We start from the raw sequence: 23,987 nt of genomic DNA, 5'->3' as shown, positions 1-23,987 counted from the left end.
CGGATCTGCCCGCGACGTTCAGAAGGGGTGCCAGCGGACCTCGGTGGCGCCGTCGCGCAGGGAGGCCACGCGGCGACCGAACTCCGCGCGGGCGGCCGGGTTCGCAGGGGTGTGCTGCGCGACCCACGCGCAGCTCGCCGTCTCGCGCGCGCCGCGCAGCACGGCGCAGCCGGGCCAGTCCCGCACGTCCCATCCGTACGCCGTCACGAACTCCTCGTACGCCTCGGCGGCCAGCCCGTACCGGTCGCGCGAGAGGGCCATCACCACCAGATCGTGCTCGCGCAGGTCGGCCGATACGGTCTCCAGGTCCACCAGGACCGGTCCCCGCGGCCCGACGTGCACGTTGCGGGGCAGCGCGTCGCCGTGGATCGGCCCGGGCGGCAGTTGGGGGGTCAGCCCGGCCACCTGGCCGGCGTAGGCGTCGCGCCGGGCCCGTAGGTACGCCGCGTCCGCCGGGTCGACGGCGTCACCGGCGAGCCGGAGCCAACGTTCGACCCCGCCCAGCAGGTCCCGCGCCGGCATCGCGAACGGCGGGGCGGGCAGGGCGTGGATCCGCCGCAGGAGGAGGGCGAGGTCACGCGGGTGCGCCGGCCGGACGGCGTCCGGGAGCCGGTGCCACACCGTGACGGGGTGCCCGTCCACCAGTCGGGCGCGCGGCTCGGCCGCCCGCACCGCGGGCACCTCGTGGGCGGCGAGCCAGTCCGCGACCGCCACCTCCCGTTCGGCGCGCTCCAGCAGCGTCGCCTCGCGGCCCACCTTCACCACCAGGTCGCCGACCGCGAACACGGCGTTCTCGCCGAAGGCCAGCAGCTCGGCCGGACCGGTGACACCGGCCGTCGTCAGTACGTCCCTGGCCCGCGCCTCGTCCATGCCGCCGTCGCCCGTCCCTGTCCGTGTCGTTCCCGCCACCACTTCGCGGCCAGTCTGCCATCCGCTCTCCTCCTCAAGGTGACCCCCCGTCACGGGCCAAGGCGAAGTCGATTGCACGAGACGTATCGTCTCGTTATGGTGGTGTGCGTGACCACAGCCAAGCCCTCACACATCGCCATGTTCTCCATCGCGGCCCACGGCCACGTGAACCCGAGCATCGAAGTGATCCGGGAACTCGTCGCCCGCGGTCACCGCGTCAGCTACGCCATCCCCGCGTCCTTCGCGGACAAGATCGCCGAAACCGGGGCCACCCCGGTCCTCTGGCACTCCGGCCTGCCCACCGACGACGAACCCGAGGCATGGGGCACCGAGCTCATCGACCACCTCGAAACCTTCCTCGACGACGCCATTCAGGCACTGCCCCAGTTGGCAGCCGCCTTCGAAGGCGACGAGCCGGACCTCGTCATCCACGACATCACCGCCTACCCGGCGGTCGTCCTCGCCCACCGCTGGGGCGTCCCCGACATCTCCCTGTCCCCGAACCTCGTCGCCTGGGACGGCTACGACGAGGAGGTGGTCGCGCCCGTGAAGGCCGGGTTGCGGGCCACCGAACGCGGCCGTGCCTACGACGCGCGCTTCCGGTCCTGGCTCGACCGGAACGGGATGGCAGACGACCCCGAGCGGGTGGTGGGCCGGCCCCGCCGCAGCATCGTGCTGATCCCCAAGGCCCTCCAGCCGCACGCCGACCGCGTCGACGGGTCCGTCCACACCTTCGTCGGCGCCTGCGAGCCCGACGACGGAGCCGATCCGGGAGCCTGGCGGCGCCCGGCCGCCGCGGAGGGCAAGAAAGTGGTCCTGGTCTCCATGGGTTCCACCTTCACCAAACTGCCCGCCTTCTACCGCGCCTGCATGGACGCCTTCGCGGACCTGCCCGACTGGCACGTGGTCCTGCAGATCGGCAGATTCACCGACGAGGCCGAACTCGGCCCGATCCCGGCCAATGTCGAGGTCCACCGCTGGGTTCCGCAGCGGGACATCCTGCGCCAAGCCGATGCGTTCATCACCCACGCGGGCGCCGGCGGCAGCCGGGAAGGCATGGCGACGGCCACCCCGATGGTCGCCGTCCCGCAGGCCGCCGACCAGTTCGGCAACGCCGACATGCTCCGGGGACTGGGCATCGCCCGGCACGTCCCCATGGCGGAGGCCGACGCCCGCACCCTGCGGGACGCCGTGCTCGCCCTGGTCGCCGACCCGGAAGTGGCCGCCCGGGCCGAGGCGGTCCGCGCCGGGATGGCCCGCGAGGGCGGCGCGCGACAGGCCGCCGACCTCATCGAGGCCGAACTGCCCTGACCTTCCGCGGCGCCCCGACCATCGGCACGGCCGGCACTGCCGAGGAGCCAGGCGCTGTCGGTGGGACGTCCTATCGTTCGGGACATGAGCCCACAGCCCACGACTCGCACGACCTACGCCGCGCTCCTGCGCGGGATCAACGTCGGCGGGAACAAGAAGGTCCCGATGGCCGAGCTGCGCGCCGTCATGGAGCGACTCGGCCACGGCGACGTCCGGACGTACCTGCAGAGCGGCAACGCCGTATTCAGCAGCACGGAGCGCAGCCCCGACACTCTCGCCCGGCAGCTGGAGGCCGGCATCGAGGCACACTTCGGCTTCCGCGTGCCCTGCCTCGTCGTGGACGGACCGCATCTGCGGGCCGTGGCCGAAGCCTGTCCGTTCCCCGCCGCCGAACTCGAAGGCAAGCAGCTCCACGTCATGTTCCTGTCGGCGCAGCCCTCCCCGGAGCGCTACGCGGCCATCGACGCCCAGGCATTCCTGCCCGAGGAGTTCCGCCTCGGCGACCGCGTGGTCTACCTCTACGCACCGGGCGGCCTCGGCACCTCCAAGCTCGGCGAGGTGCTCCACAGACCGGCCCTGCTCAAGGGCCTCGACGCGACGACCCGCAACTGGAACACCGTCGTCAAGCTCGTCGAATTGACCCGGGACTGAGACCCGCGGCCCACCGGCGCCCCGGCCGCGGCGGCGGGCCCGGAGTGTGCCAGGCTCGGGGCATGCGGTACATCATCATCGGCGCCGGGGCGATCGGCGCGACCATCGGCGGACGGCTCGGCGAAGCGGGCCAGGACGTCGTCCTCGTCGCCCGGGGCGCGCACGCCCAGGCGCTCGCGGCGGACGGACTGCGGCTCACGACGGCCGCGGGGGAGCGGGTGCACCGGCTGCCCGTGGTCACGGGCCCGGCGGAGCTCGGCGAACTGCGGCCCGACGACGTGCTCCTGCTCACCGTGAAGACCCAGGACGCCATCGCGGCACTCGACGCCTGGGGCGACGCGGAGGTCGCCGGCGGCGGCACGGCGGCGCAGCGCCTGCCGGTGCTGTGCCTGCAGAACGGCGTGGAGAGCGAACGGCTCGCCCTGCGGCGCTTCGCGCGGGTGTACGGGGTGTGCGTCTGGCTGCCCGCCACCTTCCTGGAACCGGGCGTGGTCTCGGCGCTGTGCGCGCCGCTGACGGGCATCCTGCACCTGGGCCGCGCGACGGGCGGAACCGACACCCGGGTCCGGGCGATCGCCGCCGACTTGGAGAAGGCGGGGTTCGGCGCGCCGGTCGTCGAGGACGTCATGCGGTGGAAATACGCCAAGCTGCTGGGCAACCTCGGCAACGCGATCCAGGCGACGACGGGCCCCGAACCGGCTCCGGCGAAGGCGGCGCTGCTGCTCAGGGCGATCCGCGAGGCGAAAGCCGCGTACGGGGCCGCCGGGATCGGCTACGTCTCGGAGGCGGAGCAGTCGGCGGCCCGCGAGGGCAAGGTGGACCAGCCGGCCGGGGTGCGGGGCGGGTCGTCGTGGCAGAGCCTGGCCCGCGGGACGGGGTCGGTGGAGGCGGACTACCTCAACGGGGAGATCAGTCTGTTGGGGCGGTTGCACGGGGTGGCGACGCCGGTGAACGACACGCTGCGGCACGCGGCGAACATCTTCGCGCGGGAGGGGTTGCCGCCGGGGGCGATGTCGACCGAGGACCTGACGGCCCTGGCCGACGAGGCGGCGGCCCGCGCGTAGGCCGCTGCCGCTACCGACGCCCGCAAGCGCCGGGCGGGCTGGATTGGCGGGGCGGCCGGGTCCGTTGGGCTGCGCCCCGGGCCCCCTGTGTGGTCGCTCCGCGCGCGTGCCCGCAAGCGCCGGGCCGGCTGGATTGGCCGGGCGGCCGGGTTCGTTGGGCTTCGCCCCGGACCCCTTGTGCGTGCGCTGGGCGCGCGTGCTCAATTGCCGGGGAGGCTGCGCCGGCGCCGAAGGCCGGCTGGGCCTGGGCCCCGCCCGGACCCCTGTGCGTGCGCTTCGCGCGCGTGCCCGCAAGCGCCGGGCCGGCTGGGCTGACCTCGGGCGGCCCGGACCCGGGGCTCCGGCCGGGCTCCGTGCCCGGGCTGATTGGTGCCGGGCCTGGGCCCCCCGTACGTGCGCTCCGCGCCGGGCCCGCGATCGCCGGGTCGGGCCGGGGGCGGGGTTTCGGCCTGTCCCGTACGGGTGTTGTGGTCTCGGGCGGCACGCTTCGGCTCGGGCCGGTCAGGCCGACAGGGGCAAAGCGGTGACGGGGGCGGTGGCCGCGTCGTAGCGGTGGAGGAGGAGGCGGGCCAGTTCCGGGGCCGCGCCGAGGACGGGCGCCACCAGGTCCGCGCCCGCCGCGTGCGCGCCCGCCGCGATGCGGTCCGGGAGGCGGCCGGGGGCGATGACGTACGGGGCCACGGCCACGCGTCGTACGCCCTCGGCGCGCAGCGCCCGTACGGCGTCCTCCGTACGGGGCAGTGAGGCGGAGGCGAACGCAGGCCGCACGGCGCACCAACCGGTGTGCCGCCACTCCCGCGCGATTTCAGCGATCACTGCGATCGCCTCCGGGTCCGATGAACCGGCGGCCGCGAGCACCACGCCGGTGCCGGCGCGGTCCGCCGGGGAGAGGCCGGCTTCGCGGAGCCGGCGTTCGAGGGCCGCCGTCAGCAGCGGCGACGGGCCGAGGACGTCCGCGACCCGGACCGCGAGGCCCGGGAGACCGGTCACGGCCTCCGCCAGCACCGCGGGGATGTCCGTCTTCGCGTGGAACGCCCGGGTGAGCAGCAGCGGCAGCGCCACGACCTCCCGCACCCCCGACCGGTGGAGGCGGGCGAGGACCTGCGCCACCGTAGGGGCGTCGAAGTCCAGGAACGCCGTCTCCACGCGCAACCCCGGCCGCTGCGCCCGGGCGCGCCGGGTCAGGGCGTGCACGGTCGCGGCGTGCCGCGGATCACGGCTGCCGTGGGCTATGACGAGGAGGGCGGGGGCGCGGAACACGGGACTCAGCTCTTGACCAGCAGGCCGCGGCTGCGCAGCACCCACCGCTCGACCGGGCTGAAGATCAGCAGGTCGATGGCGATGCCGACGATGAGGATCAGGAAGATGGCGAGGAACACGCCCGGCATGTCGATGTTGTTCCGGCCGTTCTCCAGGAGCTGTCCGAGACCCAGCCCCAGATCGGGGGAGGACGCGATGATCTCGGCGGCCATCAGCGAGCGCCAGGAGAAGGCCCAGCCCTGCTTGAGACCGGCGAGGTAGCCCGGCAGCGCGGCGGGCAGGACCACGTGCCAGGTGCCCCTGAGCCCCGTGGCGCCCATCGTGCGGCCGGCCCGCAGGAACAGCGGCGGGACCTGGTCCACGCCCGACACCAGGCCGTTGGCGATGGACGGCACCGCTCCGAGCAGGATGACGGCGTACATCATCGAGTCGTTCAGGCCGAGCCAGATCACCGCCGGCGGCACCCAGGCCACCGAGGGCAGGGACTGGAGACCGGACAGGATCGGGCCGATGGCGGCGCGGACGAGCCTCACCCGCGAGACCAGCAGGCCGAGCGGGGTGCCGATCGCCAGGGCCAGCAGGAAGCCGAGCAGACCGCGCGAGACGCTGGTCCAGATGACCTCCAGCAGGGTGCCCTTGAGCCACATGGCGGTCACGCCGTCCCACACCGCGGACGGCGAGGGCAGCTTGGTCGCGTCGGCGACCTGTGCCGAGACGAGGACCTGCCAGACCACGAGGACCAGGCCGACGGCCACGACCGGCGGCAGGACCTTCTTGACCAGGACCTCACGGACCGGGGTGCGGTGGGTCTGGACCGCGTCGAGCGCGTCCAGGCCGGCCTCCAGGCCCGCCAGGTCGTCGCTCTTGGCCTTGGGGGCGGTGTCAGTGCTGGCCATGGCGGCGGATCTCCCCACGCAGGTGTTCAGTGATCTCCAGGGACAGTTCCGCGACGTCCGCGTCCTCGATGCGGCGCGGCTGCGGGATGTCCACGGTCCATTCCTTGGCGACCCGGCCGGGCCGCGAGGACAGCAGGACCACGCGCTGGGCGAGGCGCACGGCCTCGCGGACGTTGTGCGTGACGAACAGGACGGAGAGACCGGTCTCTTCCCAGATCCGGGTCAGCTCGCCGTGCAGCACGTCGCGGGTGATGGCGTCCAGCGCCGCGAACGGCTCGTCCATCAGCAGCAGCCGGCTGTCCTGGGCCAGGGCGCGGGCCAGGGCCACGCGCTGGCGCATGCCGCCCGACAGCTCGTGGACGCGCTTGCCGTACGCCCCGCCGAGCCGGACCAGCTCCAGCAGCCGCTCCGCCTCCGGCTTGCGGTCGGCCTTGGCCACCCCGCGCAGCCGCAGGGCCAGTTCGATGTTCTTGCCCGCCGTCAGCCAGGGGAACAGCGCGTGCTCCTGGAACATCAGGGCGGGTCGGCCGGCGGTCTCGATGCTGCCCGCGCTGGGCTTGTCGAGACCGGCGACCAGGTTGAGCAGGGTGGACTTGCCACACCCCGAGGCCCCCAGGAGGGTGACGAACTCGCCGGGAGCGACATCGAGGCTGATGTCGTCCAGGACGAGCTGCGATCCCGCCGGGCCGGGGAAGGACTTCGAGACGTGCTCGATGCGCGCGGCGTGCGTCCGCTCCGCTACCGCGCCCTCGGCAGCCTTGGCGAGCGTGGTGGCCATGGTCGTCACCTCCTGGGGGATTCGGGTTACGGACTTACTTGACGCCGAGACCGGCGTCGGAGACCTCGGGCTTGCCGGCGGCCTTGAGCACCTTGTTCAGGAGCGTCAGGTCGTAGATGCCGGTCAGGTCGGGCTGCTCGATGAGCTTGGCCTTGACCGCCCAGTCGGACTCCGTCTTGAGGGTGCTCGCCAGCGGGTCGTCGGTGACGAGGATGCTCTGCCACGCCGGGTCGATGACCTTCGCGTCGAGCGGCTTGCCGCCGTCCGCCGCCAGCTTCGCGTTGGCGGACGCCTTCGCCTTGTCCGGGTTGGCGTTGATCCACTCGTTGGTCTTCACCGTGCCCTTGAGCACGGCCTCGACCACGTCCGCGTGCTCCTTGAGGAACTTCTGCGACACGATGACGTTCGTGATCACGAACTTCTTGTCGGGCCACAGGGAGGTCTCGTCGAGGAGGACGGAGCCGCCGTCGGAGACGAGCTTGGAGGCCGTGGGCTCCGGCACCCAGGCGCCGTCGATCGAACCCTGCTTGAAGGCGTCCGGGGTGACCTTGTTGTCCGTACGGACGACGGAGACGTCACCCTTGCCGGACTCGGGGTCGACCGACCAGCCCTTCTGGGCGATCCAGTTGAGGAACGCGACGTCCTGCGTGTTCCCCTTCTGCGGGGTGGCGATCTTCTTGCCCTTGAGGTCGTCCAGGGTCTTGATCTTGTCCGGGTTCACGACCAGCTTGACGCCGCCCGAGGCGGAGCCGGAGATGATCCGCAGGTTGGAGCCCTTGGACTTCACGTAGCCGTTGATCGACGGGGAGGGGCCGATGAAGCCGATATCGAGAGAGCCGCCGTTGAGGGCTTCGATCTCGGACGGGCCGGCGTTGAAGGTCTGCGGCTTGATCGTGGTGCCGCCGAGCTCCTTGGCGATCAGGCCTTCCTGGAGGCCGACCAGGGCGGTGGCGTGCGTCAGGTTCGGGAAGTACCCGATGCGGACCTCGGAAGCGGAGAGCTTCTTGGTGTCGGCGGCGGGGACGGCGGCGGTCTTCGCGTCGTCCTTCTTGGCCTGGGAGCCGTAGCCGCAGGAGGCGAGCCCACCGATCAGGAGGGGCAGGGCGGCGGCGGCGACGACGCCGCGACGAAGGGTCTTACGGGTGGTGGTACCGGTGGCAGGCACGGGAGGGCTTCCTCTCGGAGCGCCGTGGGTCACGGCGCGGGTCTTCGTCTGTGGAACGAGGGCGGATACGGCTGGTGGGGGGTGTGGGCGCGCGGGCAGTGCGCGTACGTCATCGCGCACATCGCGCCACCCCTCCCTGGCCGCTGCCGAGGTGGCCGCTGCCTACGCGGCCGCCCTCCTTGGCGAAGGTGGAGTAGATGTCGGCGAGCATGGGTTAGAAGTCCCACCCTTCTTCATCGGTCCGGACGGGCTCGGCCTCGTCGGCGTGGGCGGCGAACGCCTGGCCCGCCATGCCGGCCGCCAGGGTGGTCCCGTCCGCCGGGTCGATCAGGAGGAAGGAACCGGTGCGGCGCGAGTCGGCGTAGGCGTCGAGCGCCAGCGGCTCCGCGGTACGGACGACGACCCGGCCGATGTCGTTGGCGACCAACCGCCCGGGCTCCGGGTGCTGGGACAGGTCGTCCAGGGTCAACCGCGAGGGGATCTCCTTGACGATCGCCTTGACGGTGCGCGTGGTGTGCTTCAGCAGCACCCGGGCGCCCACCGAGAGGGGCTGGTCCGCGACGTGGCACACCGTCGCCTCGACGTCCTGAGTGGTGGCCGGTGCGCTCGCGGACGGGGCGATCAGGTCACCGCGCGAGATGTCGATGTCGTCCCGCAGCCGCAACGTCACCGACTGCGGCGCCCACGCGATGTCGACGCTCTCGCCGAGCGCGTCGATGCCCTCGATGACCGAGGTCCGGCCCGACGGCAGGACGGTGACGGCCTCGCCGACGCGCAGCACGCCGGAGGCGATCTGGCCCGCGTAGCCGCGGTAGTCGGGGTGTTCGGCGGTCTGCGGCCGGATCACGTACTGGACCGGGAAGCGCGCCGGGCAGGCGGTCAGGTCGTGGCTGACCGGGACCGTCTCCAGGTGCTCCAGCACCGTCGGGCCGCCGTACCAGTCCATGTGCGCCGAGGGCTCCACGACGTTGTCGCCGGCCAGGGCCGAGATCGGGATCGCGGTGATCTCGGGGACGCCCAAGTCGGAGGCGTACGCGGTGAACTCCTCGGCGATCTTCGCGAAGACCGCCTCCTGGTAGCCCACGAGGTCCATCTTGTTGACGGCGAGGACCACGTGCGGGACGCGCAGCAGCGCCGCGACGGCCGCGTGCCGGCGGGTCTGCTCGATGACGCCGTTGCGGGCGTCGACGAGGACCACGGCCAGGTCGGCGGTGGACGCGCCGGTGACCATGTTGCGGGTGTACTGCACGTGTCCGGGGGTGTCGGCCAGGATGAACCGGCGCCGGGCGGTGGCGAAGTAGCGGTACGCCACGTCGATGGTGATGCCCTGCTCCCGCTCGGCGCGCAGGCCGTCGGTGAGCAGCGCGAGGTCGGGGGCGTCCTGCCCGCGCCGGGCGGAGACGGCCTCGACGGCCTCCAACTGGTCCGTCAGGACCGACTTGGAGTCGTGCAGGAGCCGTCCGACCAGCGTGGACTTGCCGTCGTCGACGGAACCGGCGGTCGCGAAGCGCAGCAGCGTGGTCACTGAAGGGTCGACGAAGCCGGCGACCTGATCGGTGGTGGAGGTCATGTCTAGAAGTACCCTTCGCGCTTGCGGTCTTCCATCGCGGCCTCGGACATCTTGTCGTCGGCGCGGGTCGCGCCCCGCTCGGTGAGGCGGGAGGCGGCGATCTCGGTGATCACGGCGTCCAGCGTGGTCGCGTCGGAGTCGACGGCGCCCGTGCAGGACATGTCACCGACGGTGCGGTAGCGGACGAGGCGCTTCTCGGGCGTCTCGTCCTCCTTCGGACCGCCCCACTCGCCGGCCGTCAGCCACATGCCGTTCCGCTTGAACACCTCGCGCTCATGGGCGAAGTAGATCTGCGGCAGCTCGATGCCCTCACGGGCGATGTACTGCCACACGTCCAGCTCGGTCCAGTTCGACAGCGGGAACACGCGCACGTGCTCGCCCGGGGCGTGCCGGCCGTTGTAGAGCTGCCACAGTTCGGGGCGCTGGCGGCGCGGGTCCCACTGGGAGAACTCGTCGCGCAGGGAGAACACCCGCTCCTTGGCGCGGGCCTTCTCCTCGTCACGGCGGCCGCCGCCGAAGACGGCGTCGAACTTCAGCCGCTGGATCGCCTCGGTCAGCGGGACGGTTTGGAGCGGGTTGCGGGTGCCGTCCGGGCGCTCGCGCAGCGTGCCGGCGTCGATGTACTCCTGGACGGAGGCCACGTGCAGGCGCAGGCCGTGCTCCGCGACCGTGCGGTCGCGGTACTCCAGCACCTCGGGGAAGTTGTGACCGGTGTCGACGTGCAGCAGCTCGAAGGGCACCGGCGCGGGCGCGAACGCCTTGAGCGCCAGGTGCAGCATGACGATGGAGTCCTTGCCGCCGGAGAACAGGATCACCGGCTTCTCGAACTCGCCCGCCACCTCGCGGAAGATGTGCACGGCCTCCGATTCGAGGGCGTCGAGGTGGGACAGCGCGTAGGGAGCGTCGGTCCCGTCGTGCAGGTGGGCGACGGTCGTCATGCCAGACCCCTCTCGGTGAGCAGCGCGTACAGGGTCGAAGCCGACTCCTGCACGGACTGCGTGTGCGACTCGATCCGCAGGTCCGGGGCGTCCGGAGCCTCGTACGGGTCGTCGACCCCGGTCAGACCGGAGATCTCGCCCGCCGCCTGCTTGGCGTACAGGCCCTTCACGTCGCGCTCGGAGCAGACCTCGACCGGGGTGGCCACGTGAACCTCCAGGTAGGCGGTGCCCTCGGCCGCGTGCCGCTTGGCGACGGCCTCCCGGCTGTCGGCGAACGGCGCGATCACCGGCACCAGCGCCTTGACGCCGTTGCTCGCGAGCAGTTCGGCGACGAAGCCGATCCGCTGCACGTTGGTGTGCCGGTCCTCCCGGCTGAAGCCCAGCCCGGCGGAGAGGAACTCGCGGATCTCGTCGCCGTCGAGCACCTCCACGCGGTGGCCCTCGGCCCGCAGCCGCTCGGCCAGCGCGTACGCGATGGTGGTCTTGCCCGCGCTCGGCAGCCCGGTCAGCCACACGGTGGCGCCCTGGTCGCTCACGCTCATCGTTCTCGTCTCCGTCGGTTCGTTCACTGCTTCGAGATCCGTCATCAGCCGTGCAGTCCGCACTCGGTCTTGGCCCGGCCGGCCCAGCGGCCGGCCCGCGCGTCCTCGCCCTCCGCCACCCGGCGGGTGCAGGGGGCGCAGCCGACGGAGGCGTAGCCGTCCATCAGCAGCGGGTTGGTGAGCACGCCGTGCTCGGCGACGTAGCTGTCCACGTCGTCCTGCGTCCAGCGGGCGATCGGCGAGACCTTGACCTTCCGCCGCTTCTCGTCCCAGCCGACCACGGGGGTGTTCGCCCGGGTCGGGGACTCGTCGCGGCGCAGGCCCGTCGCCCACGCCTCGTACGCGGTCAGGCCCTCCTCCAGCGGCTTGACCTTGCGCAGCGCGCAGCACAGGTCCGGGTCCCGGTCGTGCAGCTTGGGCCCGTACTCGGCGTCCTGCTCGGCGACGCTCTGGCGCGGGGTGAGGGTGATGACGTTGACGTCCATCACGGCCTCGACCGCGTCACGGGTGCCGATGGTCTCCTCGAAGTGGTAGCCGGTGTCGAGGAAGACCACGTCCACGCCCGGGAAGGCGCGGGAGGCCAGGTGGGCGACGACCGCGTCCTCCATCGAGGAGGTGACGGCGAACTTCTTGCCGAAGGTCTCGGCGGCCCAGGTGAGGATCTCCAGCGCGGAGGCGTCCTCCAGGTCGCGGCCCGCCTGCTCGGCCAGTGCCTTGAGGTCCCCGGTCTCCTGAGTCGTCGTCATATCTGTTCCCCTCCAGGCTGATCCGACTGACCGGACCGATCGGACTGAACACCGCGGGCCAGCAGCCCGAGGTACTTCAGCTGGAAGGCCCGGTTGCAGGCCCTGCATTCCCAGGCGCCGTGACCCGCCTCGTGGGGAAACAGGTCCTCGTCGCCGCAGTACGGGCAGTAGAACGGTGCGGCGCGCTCGCTCACGACAGGCTCTCGTCGCTCGCGCGGCCGACCCAGGCGGCGAAGCGCTCGCCGTCCTCGCGCTGCTCCTGGAAGCGCGTGACGACCCGCTCCACGTAGTCCGGCAGCCCGGCCGAGGTGACCTTGAGGCCGCGGACCTTGCGGCCGAAGCCGGCCTCCAGGCCGAGCGCGCCGCCGAGGTGCACCTGGTAGCCCTCGACCTGGTTGCCGTCCTCGTCCAGGACCAACTGCCCCTTGAGACCGATGTCCGCCACCTGGATACGGGCGCACGCGTTCGGGCAGCCGTTGATGTTGATGGTGATCGGCTCGGCGAAGTCCGGCAGACGGCGCTCCAGTTCGTCGATCAGCGAGGCGCCGCGGGCCTTCGTCTCGACGATGGCCAGCTTGCAGAACTCGATGCCGGTGCAGGCCATCGTGCCGCGGCGGAACGGGGACGGCTTGACCCGCAGGTCCAGCGCCTCCAGCGCCTCGACCACGGAGTCGACCCGGTCCGCGTCGATGTCCAGCACGATCATCTTCTGCTCGGCGGTGGTGCGCAGTCGGCCCGAGCCGTGCTGCTCGGCCACGTCCGCGATCTTGGTGAGGGTGGCGCCGTCCACGCGGCCGACCCGGGGGGCGAAGCCGACGTAGAACTTGCCGTCCTGCTGCCGGTGCACACCGACGTGGTCGCGCCACTGGCCGCTGGGCTGCTCGGGCGCCGGGCCGTCGGTCAGCTCGCGCTTGAGGTACTCGTCCTCCAGCACCTGACGGAACTTGGCCGCGCCCCAGTCGGCCACGAGGAACTTCAGTCGGGCGCGGGTGCGCAGTCGGCGGTAGCCGTAGTCGCGGAAGATCGAGATGACGCCCTCGTAGACGTCCGGGACCTCGTCCAGTGAGACCCAGGCGCCCAGGCGCACGCCCAGCTTGGGGTTGGTGGACAGGCCGCCGCCGACCCACACGTCGAAGCCGGGGCCGTGCTCGGGGTGGTGCACGCCGACGAAGGCGATGTCGTTGATCTCGTGCGCCACGTCGAGCAGCGGCGAGCCGGAGATCGCGGACTTGAACTTGCGGGGCAGGTTGGAGAAGGCCGGGTTGCCCACGATCCGGCGCTGGATCTCCTCGATGGCGGGGGTGCCGTCGATGATCTCGTCCAGGGCGATGCCGGCGACCGGCGAGCCGAGGATGACACGGGGCGTGTCACCGCAGGCCTCGGTGGTGGAGAGGCCCACGGCCTCCAGCCGGCGCCAGATCTCCGGGACGTCCTCGATCCGGATCCAGTGGTACTGCACGTTCTGCCGGTCCGTGAGGTCGGCGGTGCCGCGGGCGAACTCCTCGGAGATCTCGCCGATGACGCGCAGCTGCTCGGTGGTCAGCCGGCCGCCGTCGATGCGCACGCGCAGCATGAAGTACTTGTCGTCCAGCTCCTCCGGCTCCAGGATGGCGGTCTTGCCGCCGTCGATCCCGGGCTTGCGCTGGGTGTAGAGGCCCCACCAGCGCATCCGGCCGCGCAGGTCGTTGGGGTCGATCGAGTCGAAGCCGGTCTTGGCGTAGATCGTCTCGATGCGTGTCCGCACATTGAGACCGTCGTCGTCCTTTTTGAACTGCTCGTTGCCGTTGAGGGGGGTGTGGTGTCCGACGGCCCACTGACCCTCACCGCGGTGACGGCCGGTCTTGCGGCGCGCGGCGGCGGCTGCGGGCGCGGCGGCTGCGGGCGTTTCGGGGGTGGCGGCCATGGCGGTACGTCCTTCTTCGGCGGCTCAAGGCGTGGGCAGGGGGAGCGGCGGCGTGACCCCTGCACGCTGAGCAGGTGTGGCTGATGGCCGCGCCGGGTCCGGTTGTGCCGGTGGGCAGGGCGGATTTCAGCCGTCAGGGGGCTTGCGGAGGCCGTGCGGCCTCGGGGTCGACGCGTCCGCGGCAACGGGGACGGCGGCGATGTGCGGCGGTTGCTGGTTCCGTCAGCGCGCCGGACAGATGGCGCTGGACATGCGGCCGAGGTCGACGTGCCGCCGACTCACCAAGGCAATTCCAGCTCCATTCATGGCGGAAGCGTGGCATGGCGCGATTGGAGGAGTCCACTAGTGTCCACGATGCGGACGAAGTCGTCTCGGATCGTGGAATAGCGTGACGTGCGTCACGATTGACGGGCCCTGGCGCGCCGGGGCCCGTTTCCGGTCACCGGGGCACCGAAGCCGCCGGCCGGGGCGTTTCGGGCGCGACGGACCGGAAGGGCGCCGAAGTCTCGACACCGGCCGCCGCGGGCCCGTCCTCCTGGAGTCTCTCAAGCTCCGGGCCCCCGGGGGACGGGGCGGCCACGGAGGGGGGTGGGACGACGCCAGGCGGCTGCGCGGCACCGAAATCGCTGGAGATCACCCCGGCCGTCATGACCAGCGGGGGCTGCGGGCGCGGCACGTGGACGACGGCCTTCCACGTTCCGTCGCGCCGGTCGACCTCGGCGAGGGCGGCCGGCCAGCTCGAACGCTCATCGGGCCGTCGGACCAGTGCGAAGACCGTCGAACCGGGATCGAGCCCGGTGACCGTTCCCTCGAAGTCGACGAGGACGGCCGGCGCGGGCGCGGCGGGATCGTCGTGCTCCCGGGTCAGATGGATGCCCACCACGGGCCCCGCCACCGGAGGAGGAGTGGTCGGGGAGGCGGTGGCCGGAGAAGGGGTGGGCGGGGGGTGCGGCGCCTCTGGTGTCCGGGCGATGAGCGCCACGACGACCGCGGCCACGGCGGTGATCAGGGCGCCCAGCAGGCCCTGCCAGCTGTACAGGCGGGCGAGCAACCCGCGTCGGCGGCCGGGGGCGGAGGCACGCCGTTGCGCACCCCGGGAGGGCTCGCCGTCTTCGTCGGCCGGCTCTGGTGGACGTGCGGCAATCATGACCCTCGCCTACGTTCGACGGAGGTCCAGCATGCGCCGGCGCGGGGGCCGCCGCCCCGGCGCCACGCCAACCCGCGCGCGTACCCCCCCGGTCAGGGCTACGCGCCCGGCCAGGGGCCCGGGGTCGGGGTGGAGCGCTTCTCTTCGGTCTCCGTCTTGAAGACCTTGAAGCCGCGCCGCAGGTAGGTGTCCATCGCCGTCGGGCCGTCCTGGCTACAGGTGTGCACCCAGACCCGGCGGGTGGGCGCCAGATCCGGCCACCGCTGCGCGAGATCCCACGCGCGGGCCGTGCCGACCGCCAGCAGGTGCCCCCCGATCCGGCGGCCGCGGAAGTCCGGCAGGAGACCGAAGTACATGATCTCCACCACCCCGTCCGGCTGCGGGTCGAGTTCCACGTACCCCGCCGGCGTCCCGCGGTCGTACGCCACCCACGTCTCCACCCCGGGCCGCTCCAACCGCTCCACCCACTCGGCGCGGGTCAACGCAAGGCGGTCCGTCCAGTGGATGTCCCCGCCCACCGAGGTGTAGAGGAACCGGCTGAACTCGGGCGAGGGCACTTCGGCCCGGGCGATCGTGATCTCCGGGCCGGGTACGGCCGCCGGCGCGAGGTCGTCGGGCGAGGTCATTTCCAGGGACCAGGTGGTCAGCGTGAACGTGCTCATGCGGGCCAGGGAATCACATGCCGTCCGCGGCCCCCCGGGCGCCCGACCCGCCCAGACGGGCCCTGACCACCGCCGGCGCCGTGGAATGCGGCAGCAACTGCGCGGCGACCGCCGGACGGATCAGCTCCACCTCCACGTCCTGCGCGAAGCGGTACGGCCGGTGCGTCAACACCCCGGCGAGGTTCCGGCGCACCCGGGACATCTCCGCGCGGACCGTCACCGTCCGGCTCGGGTCCCCGAACAGCTCGGCCGCGAGTTCCGCCGCCGAGCGCCCGCCCGGGCTCTCCGCCAGCAGGAACAGCAGCTCGGCGTGGCGCGGACTCAGCTCCAGGGACCAGCTGCCCGCCGCCCCGTACACGGTCGCCGACCACGAGCCGGCCCGGCTCAGGTCCAGGACCACCCGGCTCGCCGCGCCGGAGCCGGTGCGGGACTCCTCGACCCGGAGCAGCCAACCGCCCGGCAGCGGCTCCACCGCGCAGTGGCCGAGCTGCGGCACCCACACCCGGCCCGGCCCGAACCCCTTCGGCAGCTGAATCCGGTCCGCCGGGGCCAGCCCGGTCACGGCGGCCGTCCAACCCTGCGGGTCCACGGCCAGCGCGCGGCCCGGCAGCCGCGCCAGCAGCGGGGCCGCGACCGTCCGCAGCCGTTCCAGGGACTCCAGGTGCCGGATCCGCAGCTCCCGCTCGGCGAGCCGGGCCACCGAGGTCACCCAGGCAAGAGTCGCCGGGTGCATGGTGGCCAGCGGGCCGCTGACGTCGACCACCCCCAGCAGCCGACCGTCCCGGGGGTCGCGTACCGGGGCGCCCGCGCAGGTCCAGTCGTGGTGGCTGGAGACGAAGTGCTCCGCCGAGAACACCTGGACCGGCCTGCGGGTCACCAGGGAGGTGCCGACCCCATTGGTGCCGACCACCGCCTCCGCCCAGTCGGCGCCCACCGCGAACCCCAACCGGTCGGCCCGGCGCAGGATGGAGGCGTGCCCCTCCCGCCACAACAGCCGCCCGTCCGCGTCCGCGACGACCATGATGTGCAGGGCCTCGTCCAACGCGGGCAGCAGGCCCTCGCGCAGCACCGGGAGGACCTCCCGCAGCGGCGACACCTGCCGCCGCTCCTCCGTCTCGGCGGCAGACAGCAGCCGCGAGCGCGCGTCCCGGTCCGGGTGCACCCCGCCGGCCAGCATCCGCCGCCAGGACTCGGCGATCTCCGGGCGCGGGGCGGCCGGCAGCCGGTCACCGGCCAGCGCCGCCGCCCGTACCCCCTTGAGCAGACGCGCCGCCGCACGCGCGTCCATGGCGGAGATGCGCGCCACATCGACCGTGCTGCCTGCGGTGTCGGACACCGGAACCTCCCCGTGGACAGTCGAGGCGCCGGCCGTGTGACGGCGCTGACCGCGTGACTGGTTCGACCGGTTCGACGGGTGAAGGGTTGCAACGGTCTGCAACCCTCGCCAACCTCCGGTCGCCCGACCGAAACTATCGGCACGCCGCCGAGCGGCGTGACAGCTCCTTCCTCGGGGCTTCTCGGACCAGGGGCGGCGCCGAGTCGGCGCGGCGCCGCCCCCGGTCTCGGGTCGGCGGGCACGGATCCGGGCGGGGAGCGGTTTGGGGACCGTTCCTAGCCGGCGATCCGGGCCCGTTCCACCACCGCTCGCAGGTCCAGGCCGTACGGCAGCGTGCCGAAGGCCGACCCCCAGTCGCCGCCGAGACGCGACGCGCAGAACGCGTCCGCGACCTGCGCCGGAGCCCACCGCACCAGCAGCGAGCCCTGGAGCACCAGGGCCATCCGCTCCACGACCCGCCGGGCCCGGGCCTCGATGCCCGCCAGATCCGCGAGGTCCGTCAGCAGGTCCTTGATGGCCGAATCCAGCCGGTGATCGGCGCCCCGGGCCAGTCCGACCTCCTGGAGGAACGCGTTCAGCGCCTGCGGCTCCCGTTGCAGCGCGCGCAGCACGTCCAGCGCCTGGACGTTGCCCGACCCCTCCCAGATCGAGTTGAGCGGGGACTCGCGCAGCAGGCGCGGCAGGCCCGACTCCTCGACGTAGCCGTTGCCGCCCAGACACTCCAACGCCTCCGCCACCATCGGCGTACACCGCTTGGTCACCCAGTACTTGGCCGCCGGCACCGCGAGGCGCAGGAAGGCCCGCTCCTGCTCCGTACCGGCGTCGTAGGCGGCCGCCAGGCGCAGCGTCAGTACGGTCGCGGCCTCGGACTCCAGGGCGAGGTCGGCCAGGACGTTGCGCATCAGCGGCTGCTCGATGAGCCGTGCTCCGAAAGCGGAGCGGTGCTCCGCGTGGTGGACGGCCTGCGTCAACGCCTGGCGCATCAGCGACGCCGAACCGATCACACAATCCAGCCGGGTCGCCGCGACCATCTCGATGATGGTCCGCACCCCCCGGCCCTCCTCACCGACCCGGCGCCCCCACGTCCCGTCGAACTCCACCTCGCTCGACGCGTTCGACCTGTTCCCCAACTTGTCCTTGAGCCGCTGGATCGCGAACGCGTTGCGGGTCGCGTCCGGCAGCACCCGCGGCACCAGGAAGCAGGTCAGCCCCCCGGGAGCCTGCGCCAGCACCAGGAAGCCGTCCGACATCGGGGCCGAGCAGAACCACTTGTGCCCGGTCAGCAGGTACTCGCCGGACGCGTCCAGCGGCTTCGCCACCGTCGTGTTCGCCCGGACGTCGCTGCCGCCCTGCTTCTCCGTCATGCCCATCCCGAACAGCACGCCGGCCTTCCGCCCGGGCGGCCGCAACCCCTCCTCGTACACGTGCGAGGTCAACCGGGGCTCCCACTCGGCGGCCAGCTCCGGGTCCGTGCGCAGCGCCGGCACCGCGGCGTGCGTCATCGAGACCGGGCAGCCGTGCCCCGCCTCGGCCTGCGACCACAGGAAGAATCCCGCCGCGCGGCGCAGATGCCCGGCCGGGCGCCCCCACGCGTCCGTCAACCCCGACGTCACCGCGTGACCCAGCAGCCGGTGCCACGCCGGGTGGAACTCGACCTCGTCGATCCGGTTCCCGAACCGGTCGTGCGTCCGCAACTGGGGCGGGTTCGCGTTCGCCTGCACCCCCCAGTGCTGGGCCTGCTCCGAGCCCGTCGCGAGCCCCAGGGAGGTGAGTTCCTCCCGTACCTCCCCGAGGAGCGCGCGGGGCGCCTCCGCCAGGTGCCGCTCGATGCCCTCGGTCAGGGCCCGGTCGCCGGAGTAGGCGTCGTAGCCCACAAGGGGCGGGGCCTGATTGGTCACTGTGTGGGTGGTGGCTGCCATGCGGATACCGTAAGGACGTGCAGCCAGCAAAAGAAACACCCGAGCGGATCCCAGGGCGGCCGGGACGGCTCCACCGGGCCCGCGCGCTCTACCGCAACGTGTCCAAGCGCAAGATGGGCTGGCTGCTGCTCAAGGACACCGTCAACTCGTGCGTCGAGTACCGCATCCTCGGTCTGGCCGCCGAAGCGGCCTTCTTCACCCTCCTCTCGCTCCCGCCGCTCTTCGTCGGTCTCCTGGGCCTGCTCGGGTACGTGGACGGCTGGACGGGCGGCACCTTCGTCGCCAGCATCGAGGAGAACATCCTGCGGGCGGTCGGCACCGTCCTGTCCGACCGGGGCGTCAACGAGATCGCGCGACCGATGCTCGACGACGTGACCCGCGGCGGCCGGCCCGACCTCATCTCCATCGGCTTCGCCTTCGCCCTGTGGTCGGGTTCGCGCGCCGTCAACGTCTTCATCGACACCATCACCGTGATGTACGGCCTCGACGGACAGCGCGGCATCGTCAAGACCCGGCTGCTGGCCTTCCTGCTGTACGTGGTCGCCCTCGTGATCGGCGCGATCGTGCTGCCGCTGATGGTGGCGGGCCCCGACGCCGTGGTGAGGTGGGTGCCCTGGAGCACGGAAGTGATCGCGGTGCTGTACTGGCCGATCGTCACGCTGCTCTCGATCGCCTTCCTGACGACGCTCTACCACGTCTCCGTTCCCGTGCGCTCCCCGTGGATCGAGGACGTGCCCGGCGCGCTCGTCGCCCTCGCCATGTGGGTGCTCGGCTCGTTCCTGCTGCGGATCTACCTGACCAACGCCGTCGAGGGGCCGACGATCTACGGCTCCCTGGCCGCGCCCGTGGCCGTGCTGCTGTGGATCGGCGTCTCGGCCTTCGCCGTACTCGTCGGCGCGGCGGTCAACGCCGCCATCGACCGCGTCTGGCCCTCGCTGGCCACGGCGGCGGCGCGCGAGGCGAACGAACGGGTGCGGGAGGCGGAGGCGGCCCGGCTGGTGGCGCGGGCGGCGGCCTGGCGGGCGCTGGCCGAGGGGGAGTCCGAGGACGACGAGGACGCCGGAATGCCCTCGGAGTTCCCCGAACGCTGGTCGAACTTCCTGCCGCCCGACGACTATTCGGCGCGCCTGCGCAAGCACTGACGGCCGTCCCGTGCGAACGGGCCGGAAAAGAGTTGGCGTTGACGGAAGCGGCGTTGTTACGGTGAGCCCGTTCCCGCCGCTCGGCCGGGGGAACGGCCAGTTCGTGCATGACCCGGAGGTGAGTCCATTGATGACTGTCGTGACGCAGGGCGCTGCCCGCACTCGGAAGACCGTCAATGCCACCCCCGTGGCCTCCGGCTGACCACACACCTCTCCGCGCGCCGTCGAGCGCGCGCTGCCGGGGCCACCCTGTGAAGGGTTCCCCTTGTCTTTCTCCTCTTCTGGTTCTTCTTCCACGCACGCTTCCGCCGCGACGCACCCCCTCGCCGCATTCGGCTGGGACGACGCGTGGGCGGCCGCGTTCGCCCCGTACGAGGCGCGGGGCCTGCTGCCCGGCCGGGTCGTACGGGTCGACCGGGGCCAGTGCGACGTCATGACCGCGGACGGCGTCGTCCGCGCCGACACCGCCTTCGTCACCCCGCACGACCCGCTGCGGGTCGTCTGCACGGGCGACTGGGCCGCCGTCGAACCGACCGGAAACCCCCGCTACGTCAAGGCGTACCTGCCGCGCCGGACCGCCTTCGTACGGTCCACCTCCTCGCAACGCTCCGAGGGGCAGATCCTCGCCGCGAACGTCGACCACGCCGTCATCGCGGTATCCCTGGCCGTGGAGCTCGACCTGGGCCGGATCGAGCGCTTCCTGGCGCTCGCCTGGGAGTCGGGCGCGCAGCCGCTGGTCGTCCTGACCAAGGCGGACCTCGTGGCGGACCCGACGGTGCTCGCCCACCTCGTCCGGGACGTGGAGACCGCCGCCCCGGGCGTGCCCGTACTGACGGTGTCCGCCCTGACCGGGGAGGGCACGGACGTGCTGGCGGCGGTGGCGTCGGGCGGCACGAGCGTCCTGCTGGGCGTCTCCGGCGCCGGGAAGTCGACGCTGGCCAACGCGCTGCTCGGGGCCGACGTCATGGAGGTGCGGGAGGCCCGCGAGGTCGACGGCAAGGGCCGGCACACCACGACGACGCGCAACCTGCTGGCGCTGCCGGGCGGGGGCGTGCTGATCGACACCCCGGGGCTGCGGGGTGTCGGGCTCTGGGACGCGGCGGCGGGCGTCGGGCAGGTGTTCTCGGAGATCGAGGACTACGCCGCCGACTGCCGTTTCCACGACTGCGCGCACGTCGCGGAGCCGGGGTGCGCGGTGTTGGCGGCGGTGGAGTCGGGGGCGCTGGCGGAGCGGCGGCTGGAGAGCTACCGGAAGCTGCTGCGGGAGAACCAGCGGATCGTGGCGAAGACGGACGCGAGGCTGCGGTCGGAGATCCGGCGGGACTGGCGGCTGAAGTCGGCCGAGGGCCGGGCCAACTATTCCGCGAAGCGGGGCGGGCGGGTCTGACGGCCCGGGCGACTGGGGTCGGGCCGGGGCCGAAGTCGGGGCGGGGCCGGTGCGGTTCGTCCGCGGCGCCGTCGCGCTGCGCGGCCCCGGCCGCGCCGGGCTTTCCGGGGCTCCGCCCCGGGCCCCGCGCCTCAAACGCCGGCGGGGCTGGATGTGGCCCCGCGCCTCAAACGCCGGCGGGGCTGGTTTGCCGGACCCGGTGCCTCAAGCGCCGGCGGGGCCGGAGGTGGCTTCCGTCTCGTCCAGGCCCCAGGTGACGACGCGGGTCGGGTGGATGCGGATGACCTCGGGGCTGAAGTGGGGGCCCAGGGCGTGGGTGCCGACCTCCAGCGTGGCGTGGCCGCGGATCTCGATGCCGCGGACGCGCCACGGGCGGGTGCTCACCAGGTCGTCGACGACCAGCGACAGCCTCGGGTTGGCCTTGAGGTTGCGCCACTTCTTCGTCGTGCCCATCGACGCCCCGCCGACCAGGATCGTGCCGTCCTCCTGCGGGAAGAACCCCACCGGGTTCGCCTGCGGCTGCCCGGCCGGGTCCACCGTCGCCAGCCGGCCCAGCCGCTGCGAGCGGAGGTATGACAGTTCCGCCTCGCTGAAACCCTCGAATGCCGTCGTCATACCGGCAGCCTCGCACCCCGCCCCCGGGAACCCGCTCGTCACACGCCGTCCGCGAGACGGCCGGTGACGACCAGGTCGCCGTCCGGGGTTCGCCGCGCGAGGTCGCCGGTGCGGAGCCGGCCGTCGGCGGTGAAGACGCGCGCGTTGTGCTCGGGCGCCCGGTAGTAGCCGCGCGGGGTGTAAGGACCGCGGACCAGGAGCTCCCCGGGTTCCCCGTCGGGCACGTCCCTGCCGTGGGCGTCGACCACCCGGATCTCGTCGTCGGGCGAGAGCGGGCGGCCGTGCGTGGTGAATACGGTCTCGTCCGGATCGGCGCGCCGGGTGAGCGTGAGCGGCCCCTCGGGCCGGCCGAAGACCTGCTGCGGGCGACAGCCCCACGTGGCCGCCATCCGTTCGGCGGTCGCCCGGTCCACGGGCGCGCCGCCGATCTGGACCAGACGCAGACTGCTCACGTCGGCCTCCATCGTGGGGAGGACGTCGAGCCAGTGCCGGGCGACGGCCGGCGTCACCGACGTGACGGTGACCCGCTCCCGCCCGATGACCGGCAGACACACGACCGGTCCCGCGTCCTCGACCAGCACGACGGTGCCGCCGACGGAGAGGGTGCCGACGATGCCCGGACCGCCGAGGGTGAAGGTGGACTCGACGGACGGCACCGCGAGGTACACGTCGTCCTCGGTGAGCGACACCGACTCGGCGGCGGCCCGCACCTGGTAGGCGTAGTCGTCGTGGGTGCGCGGGACGAGCAGCGGCGCGGCGCCGGTGTCACCCGAGGGCAGGAGGAACGCCACCTGGTCGGCGCCCTGCGCGAGCGGCGCGTCGGGCGGCGCGTCGATGGAGCCCAGCGGGCTGTGCTGGCAGCCCGACGGGTCGGTCGTCAGCCCGCCGCACGGGGACCCGGCGCCCGGCGCCTCAAGGGTGAACACCCGCCGCAGGAAGGGTCCTTGGGCGGCGATGTCCGCGACCATCGCCGTGTGGTCGAAGCCCCGGTACGTCGAGGGGCCGACGTAGCCGACCGCCTGCGTGACCCGTACGAGGTGGGAGATCGCGGGCGCCCGGTAGGAGACCGGGCACACCACGGGGACCAGGCCGGCGCGGATCAGCGCGAACAAGGAGACGACGGATTCGGGGACGTTCGGCAACTGGAGGACGACCCGCTGTCCGGACCGCGGGCCCCGCAGCCGGAACCCGGCGGCCATCCGCTCCACGCGCCGGTTCAGGGCCGCGTACGTGAGGCGTGCGTCGCTGTGCACGAGCGCGGTCCGTGTCCCGTACCGCCGGGCCCAATCGCGCATCAAATTGTCCAACGTGTACCCGCGCCAGTGCCCCGCCGCCCAGTAGCGGTCGACGAACTCCTCGGGCCAGGGCGTGCAGCCGGCGAGCAGGGATGCCATGCGCTTCCTTCGGTACCGGCTCCGTCTCCGGCGGGTTCCGCCGTACCTGTCGGTCCCACATCCAATCCCGCCGCCCCACGGCCCGCAATGCGCCGTCCGCACCACCGACGCCACCGCCCGTCGGCGGAAGCTCCAACGGGCGTGGCCGACCGGAGTCGAGGCACGCCGCTACGCCGCCAGGACCGCGCCCAGCCAGGCCGCCGTCACGATCAGGCAGGCCAGCAGTTCCACCAGCACGCTCGTCCCCACCGCGCGCATCACCGCGCGGACCGAGGCGCGGGCCTCGCCGTGGGAGCCCAGGCGCAGGCGCTCGCTCAGGTAGGCGCCGCCCACGAAGCCCGGGACGGCTCCCACGACCGGGATCAGGACGAAGCCCAGCACTGCGCCTACGCCCGCGTAGACCACCATCCGGCGGTGGATGCCCATGCCCCGCAGCCGGCGCGGCGGCAGGAGCCAGATCACCACCTGCACCACCAGCAGCAACCCCGTCGCCGCCACCAGCAGGACCCACGCGGTCGACGAGCGCTCGTGCAGGGCCCACCACAGCACCCCGGCCCACACCAGCCAGGTCCCCGGGATGCCAGGCACCATCACCCCCAGCAGTCCGAGCAGCAACACCAGCCCCACCAGGAGTAGCTGAGGCAGATCCATC

At 72.8% G+C, this 23,987-nt stretch carries 24 protein-coding genes; 5 read left to right on the top strand and 19 right to left on the bottom strand.

Going from position 1 to position 23,987, the window contains the following annotated elements; all coding sequences use genetic code 11:
- Positions 1 to 18 precede the first annotated feature (18 nt).
- Complete coding sequence (locus tag ACFVXJ_RS14035; RefSeq protein ID WP_389662175.1) at positions 19 to 870, bottom strand: phosphotransferase enzyme family protein; 852 nt, start codon at positions 868 to 870, stop codon at positions 19 to 21.
- 135 nt (positions 871 to 1,005) lie between these two features.
- On the opposite strand from ACFVXJ_RS14035, the gene mgt reads away from it, so the two are divergent.
- From mgt to ACFVXJ_RS14020, 3 genes are all read left to right on the top strand, one after another.
- On the top strand, positions 1,006 to 2,220 hold the full coding sequence (gene mgt / locus ACFVXJ_RS14030) for a macrolide-inactivating glycosyltransferase (protein WP_389661961.1): 1,215 nt from the start codon (positions 1,006 to 1,008) through the stop codon (positions 2,218 to 2,220).
- Between the two features lie 84 nt (positions 2,221 to 2,304).
- Positions 2,305 to 2,871, top strand: coding sequence for a DUF1697 domain-containing protein (locus tag ACFVXJ_RS14025; RefSeq protein WP_389661960.1), 567 nt, complete (start codon positions 2,305 to 2,307; stop codon positions 2,869 to 2,871).
- A 62-nt stretch (positions 2,872 to 2,933) separates the two neighbouring features.
- On the top strand, positions 2,934 to 3,935 hold the full coding sequence (locus ACFVXJ_RS14020) for a ketopantoate reductase family protein (RefSeq protein ID WP_389661959.1): 1,002 nt from the start codon (positions 2,934 to 2,936) through the stop codon (positions 3,933 to 3,935).
- 501 nt (positions 3,936 to 4,436) lie between these two features.
- Here the strand turns inward: ACFVXJ_RS14020 and ACFVXJ_RS14015 are convergent.
- From ACFVXJ_RS14015 to ACFVXJ_RS13945, 15 genes are all read right to left on the bottom strand, one after another.
- Positions 4,437 to 5,195, bottom strand: coding sequence for a sirohydrochlorin chelatase (locus ACFVXJ_RS14015; RefSeq protein WP_389661958.1), 759 nt, complete (start codon positions 5,193 to 5,195; stop codon positions 4,437 to 4,439).
- Between the two features lie 5 nt (positions 5,196 to 5,200).
- Positions 5,201 to 6,091, bottom strand: a complete 891-nt coding sequence (locus tag ACFVXJ_RS14010; protein WP_389661957.1) for an ABC transporter permease — start codon at positions 6,089 to 6,091, stop codon at positions 5,201 to 5,203.
- Entirely contained in the window at positions 6,078 to 6,869 is a 792-nt protein-coding gene (locus ACFVXJ_RS14005) for an ABC transporter ATP-binding protein (RefSeq protein ID WP_361308264.1), read from the bottom strand. Before ACFVXJ_RS14005 ends, ACFVXJ_RS14010 begins: the two co-directional genes overlap by 14 nt.
- A 34-nt stretch (positions 6,870 to 6,903) precedes the next feature.
- Positions 6,904 to 8,034 (bottom strand): aliphatic sulfonate ABC transporter substrate-binding protein, encoded by a 1,131-nt coding sequence (locus ACFVXJ_RS14000; RefSeq protein WP_389661956.1) that lies wholly within the window; start codon positions 8,032 to 8,034, stop codon positions 6,904 to 6,906.
- A gap of 214 nt (positions 8,035 to 8,248) precedes the next feature.
- A complete protein-coding gene (locus tag ACFVXJ_RS13995) occupies positions 8,249 to 9,604 on the bottom strand; it encodes a sulfate adenylyltransferase subunit 1 (protein WP_389661955.1) in 1,356 nt (451 codons plus the stop codon).
- Between the two features lie 2 nt (positions 9,605 to 9,606).
- Positions 9,607 to 10,542: a sulfate adenylyltransferase subunit CysD gene (cysD, locus tag ACFVXJ_RS13990; protein ID WP_389661954.1), complete on the bottom strand. Its 936-nt coding sequence runs from the start codon at positions 10,540 to 10,542 to the stop codon at positions 9,607 to 9,609.
- Complete coding sequence (gene cysC / locus ACFVXJ_RS13985; protein WP_389661953.1) at positions 10,539 to 11,084, bottom strand: adenylyl-sulfate kinase; 546 nt, start codon at positions 11,082 to 11,084, stop codon at positions 10,539 to 10,541. Before cysC ends, cysD begins: the two co-directional genes overlap by 4 nt.
- Before the next feature lie 44 nt (positions 11,085 to 11,128).
- Positions 11,129 to 11,830, bottom strand: coding sequence for a phosphoadenylyl-sulfate reductase (locus ACFVXJ_RS13980; RefSeq protein ID WP_389661952.1), 702 nt, complete (start codon positions 11,828 to 11,830; stop codon positions 11,129 to 11,131).
- Complete coding sequence (locus tag ACFVXJ_RS13975; RefSeq protein ID WP_389661951.1) at positions 11,827 to 12,024, bottom strand: hypothetical protein; 198 nt, start codon at positions 12,022 to 12,024, stop codon at positions 11,827 to 11,829. Before ACFVXJ_RS13975 ends, ACFVXJ_RS13980 begins: the two co-directional genes overlap by 4 nt.
- Positions 12,021 to 13,733 carry a nitrite/sulfite reductase gene (locus tag ACFVXJ_RS13970; protein ID WP_389661950.1) on the bottom strand — a complete coding sequence of 571 codons (1,713 nt, stop codon included), beginning with the start codon at positions 13,731 to 13,733 and terminating at the stop codon, positions 12,021 to 12,023. The genes ACFVXJ_RS13975 and ACFVXJ_RS13970 overlap by 4 nt, the downstream gene beginning before the upstream one ends.
- 222 nt (positions 13,734 to 13,955) lie before the next feature.
- Positions 13,956 to 14,039 (bottom strand): putative leader peptide, encoded by an 84-nt coding sequence (locus ACFVXJ_RS13965; protein ID WP_312847410.1) that lies wholly within the window; start codon positions 14,037 to 14,039, stop codon positions 13,956 to 13,958.
- 133 nt (positions 14,040 to 14,172) lie between these two features.
- The gene (locus tag ACFVXJ_RS13960) at positions 14,173 to 14,880 is read right to left on the bottom strand and encodes a hypothetical protein (protein WP_389661949.1); all 708 of its coding nucleotides are present in this window, start codon (positions 14,878 to 14,880) and stop codon (positions 14,173 to 14,175) included.
- Between the two features lie 98 nt (positions 14,881 to 14,978).
- Positions 14,979 to 15,542, bottom strand: a complete 564-nt coding sequence (locus ACFVXJ_RS13955) for a GNAT family N-acetyltransferase (protein ID WP_389661948.1) — start codon at positions 15,540 to 15,542, stop codon at positions 14,979 to 14,981.
- Positions 15,543 to 15,555: 13 nt separating this feature from the next.
- Positions 15,556 to 16,830, bottom strand: coding sequence for a GAF domain-containing protein (locus ACFVXJ_RS13950; RefSeq protein ID WP_389662174.1), 1,275 nt, complete (start codon positions 16,828 to 16,830; stop codon positions 15,556 to 15,558).
- A 323-nt stretch (positions 16,831 to 17,153) separates the two neighbouring features.
- On the bottom strand, positions 17,154 to 18,797 hold the full coding sequence (locus tag ACFVXJ_RS13945) for an acyl-CoA dehydrogenase family protein (RefSeq protein WP_389661947.1): 1,644 nt from the start codon (positions 18,795 to 18,797) through the stop codon (positions 17,154 to 17,156).
- A gap of 17 nt (positions 18,798 to 18,814) precedes the next feature.
- Between ACFVXJ_RS13945 and ACFVXJ_RS13940 the strand changes: the two genes are divergently transcribed.
- A complete protein-coding gene (locus tag ACFVXJ_RS13940) occupies positions 18,815 to 19,939 on the top strand; it encodes a YihY/virulence factor BrkB family protein (RefSeq protein WP_389661946.1) in 1,125 nt (374 codons plus the stop codon).
- Between the two features lie 265 nt (positions 19,940 to 20,204).
- Positions 20,205 to 21,326 (top strand): ribosome small subunit-dependent GTPase A, encoded by a 1,122-nt coding sequence (gene rsgA / locus ACFVXJ_RS13935; protein WP_389661945.1) that lies wholly within the window; start codon positions 20,205 to 20,207, stop codon positions 21,324 to 21,326.
- Between the two features lie 204 nt (positions 21,327 to 21,530).
- Here the strand turns inward: rsgA and ACFVXJ_RS13930 are convergent, their stop codons facing one another.
- The 3 genes from ACFVXJ_RS13930 to ACFVXJ_RS13920 form a co-directional block, all read right to left on the bottom strand.
- Positions 21,531 to 21,941: a PPOX class F420-dependent oxidoreductase gene (locus tag ACFVXJ_RS13930; RefSeq protein ID WP_389661944.1), complete on the bottom strand. Its 411-nt coding sequence runs from the start codon at positions 21,939 to 21,941 to the stop codon at positions 21,531 to 21,533.
- Between the two features lie 38 nt (positions 21,942 to 21,979).
- The gene (locus ACFVXJ_RS13925) at positions 21,980 to 23,335 is read right to left on the bottom strand and encodes an AMP-binding protein (protein ID WP_389661943.1); all 1,356 of its coding nucleotides are present in this window, start codon (positions 23,333 to 23,335) and stop codon (positions 21,980 to 21,982) included.
- A 168-nt stretch (positions 23,336 to 23,503) separates the two neighbouring features.
- Positions 23,504 to 23,986 (bottom strand): DUF456 domain-containing protein, encoded by a 483-nt coding sequence (locus ACFVXJ_RS13920; RefSeq protein ID WP_389661942.1) that lies wholly within the window; start codon positions 23,984 to 23,986, stop codon positions 23,504 to 23,506.
- Position 23,987 lies beyond the last annotated feature (1 nt).

This window comes from Streptomyces sp. NPDC058279 (assembly GCF_042881255.1).
Lineage (GTDB): Bacteria > Actinomycetota > Actinomycetes > Streptomycetales > Streptomycetaceae > Streptomyces.
Note: the sequence above shows the minus strand (reverse complement) of the source record. Positions and strands in the feature narration are given on the sequence as shown.

Bases quoted from the DNA above. Each gene is read 5' to 3' on its own strand.
- ACFVXJ_RS14035 (WP_389662175.1), bottom strand. From the start codon at position 870: ATGGACGAGGCGCGGGCCAGGGACGTACTGACGACGGCCGGTGTCACC.
- mgt (WP_389661961.1), top strand. From the start codon at position 1,006: ATGGTGGTGTGCGTGACCACAGCCAAGCCCTCACACATCGCCATGTTC.
- ACFVXJ_RS14025 (WP_389661960.1), top strand. From the start codon at position 2,305: ATGAGCCCACAGCCCACGACTCGCACGACCTACGCCGCGCTCCTGCGC.
- ACFVXJ_RS14020 (WP_389661959.1), top strand. From the start codon at position 2,934: ATGCGGTACATCATCATCGGCGCCGGGGCGATCGGCGCGACCATCGGC.
- ACFVXJ_RS14010 (WP_389661957.1), bottom strand. From the start codon at position 6,091: ATGGCCAGCACTGACACCGCCCCCAAGGCCAAGAGCGACGACCTGGCG.
- ACFVXJ_RS14005 (WP_361308264.1), bottom strand. From the start codon at position 6,869: ATGGCCACCACGCTCGCCAAGGCTGCCGAGGGCGCGGTAGCGGAGCGG.
- ACFVXJ_RS13995 (WP_389661955.1), bottom strand. From the start codon at position 9,604: ATGACCTCCACCACCGATCAGGTCGCCGGCTTCGTCGACCCTTCAGTG.
- cysD (WP_389661954.1), bottom strand. From the start codon at position 10,542: ATGACGACCGTCGCCCACCTGCACGACGGGACCGACGCTCCCTACGCG.
- cysC (WP_389661953.1), bottom strand. From the start codon at position 11,084: ATGAGCGTGAGCGACCAGGGCGCCACCGTGTGGCTGACCGGGCTGCCG.
- ACFVXJ_RS13980 (WP_389661952.1), bottom strand. From the start codon at position 11,830: ATGACGACGACTCAGGAGACCGGGGACCTCAAGGCACTGGCCGAGCAG.
- ACFVXJ_RS13970 (WP_389661950.1), bottom strand. From the start codon at position 13,733: ATGGCCGCCACCCCCGAAACGCCCGCAGCCGCCGCGCCCGCAGCCGCC.
- ACFVXJ_RS13965 (WP_312847410.1), bottom strand. From the start codon at position 14,039: ATGAATGGAGCTGGAATTGCCTTGGTGAGTCGGCGGCACGTCGACCTC.
- ACFVXJ_RS13960 (WP_389661949.1), bottom strand. From the start codon at position 14,880: ATGATTGCCGCACGTCCACCAGAGCCGGCCGACGAAGACGGCGAGCCC.
- ACFVXJ_RS13955 (WP_389661948.1), bottom strand. From the start codon at position 15,542: ATGAGCACGTTCACGCTGACCACCTGGTCCCTGGAAATGACCTCGCCC.
- ACFVXJ_RS13950 (WP_389662174.1), bottom strand. From the start codon at position 16,830: ATGGACGCGCGTGCGGCGGCGCGTCTGCTCAAGGGGGTACGGGCGGCG.
- ACFVXJ_RS13945 (WP_389661947.1), bottom strand. From the start codon at position 18,797: ATGGCAGCCACCACCCACACAGTGACCAATCAGGCCCCGCCCCTTGTG.
- ACFVXJ_RS13930 (WP_389661944.1), bottom strand. From the start codon at position 21,941: ATGACGACGGCATTCGAGGGTTTCAGCGAGGCGGAACTGTCATACCTC.
- ACFVXJ_RS13925 (WP_389661943.1), bottom strand. From the start codon at position 23,335: ATGGCATCCCTGCTCGCCGGCTGCACGCCCTGGCCCGAGGAGTTCGTC.
- ACFVXJ_RS13920 (WP_389661942.1), bottom strand. From the start codon at position 23,986: ATGGATCTGCCTCAGCTACTCCTGGTGGGGCTGGTGTTGCTGCTCGGA.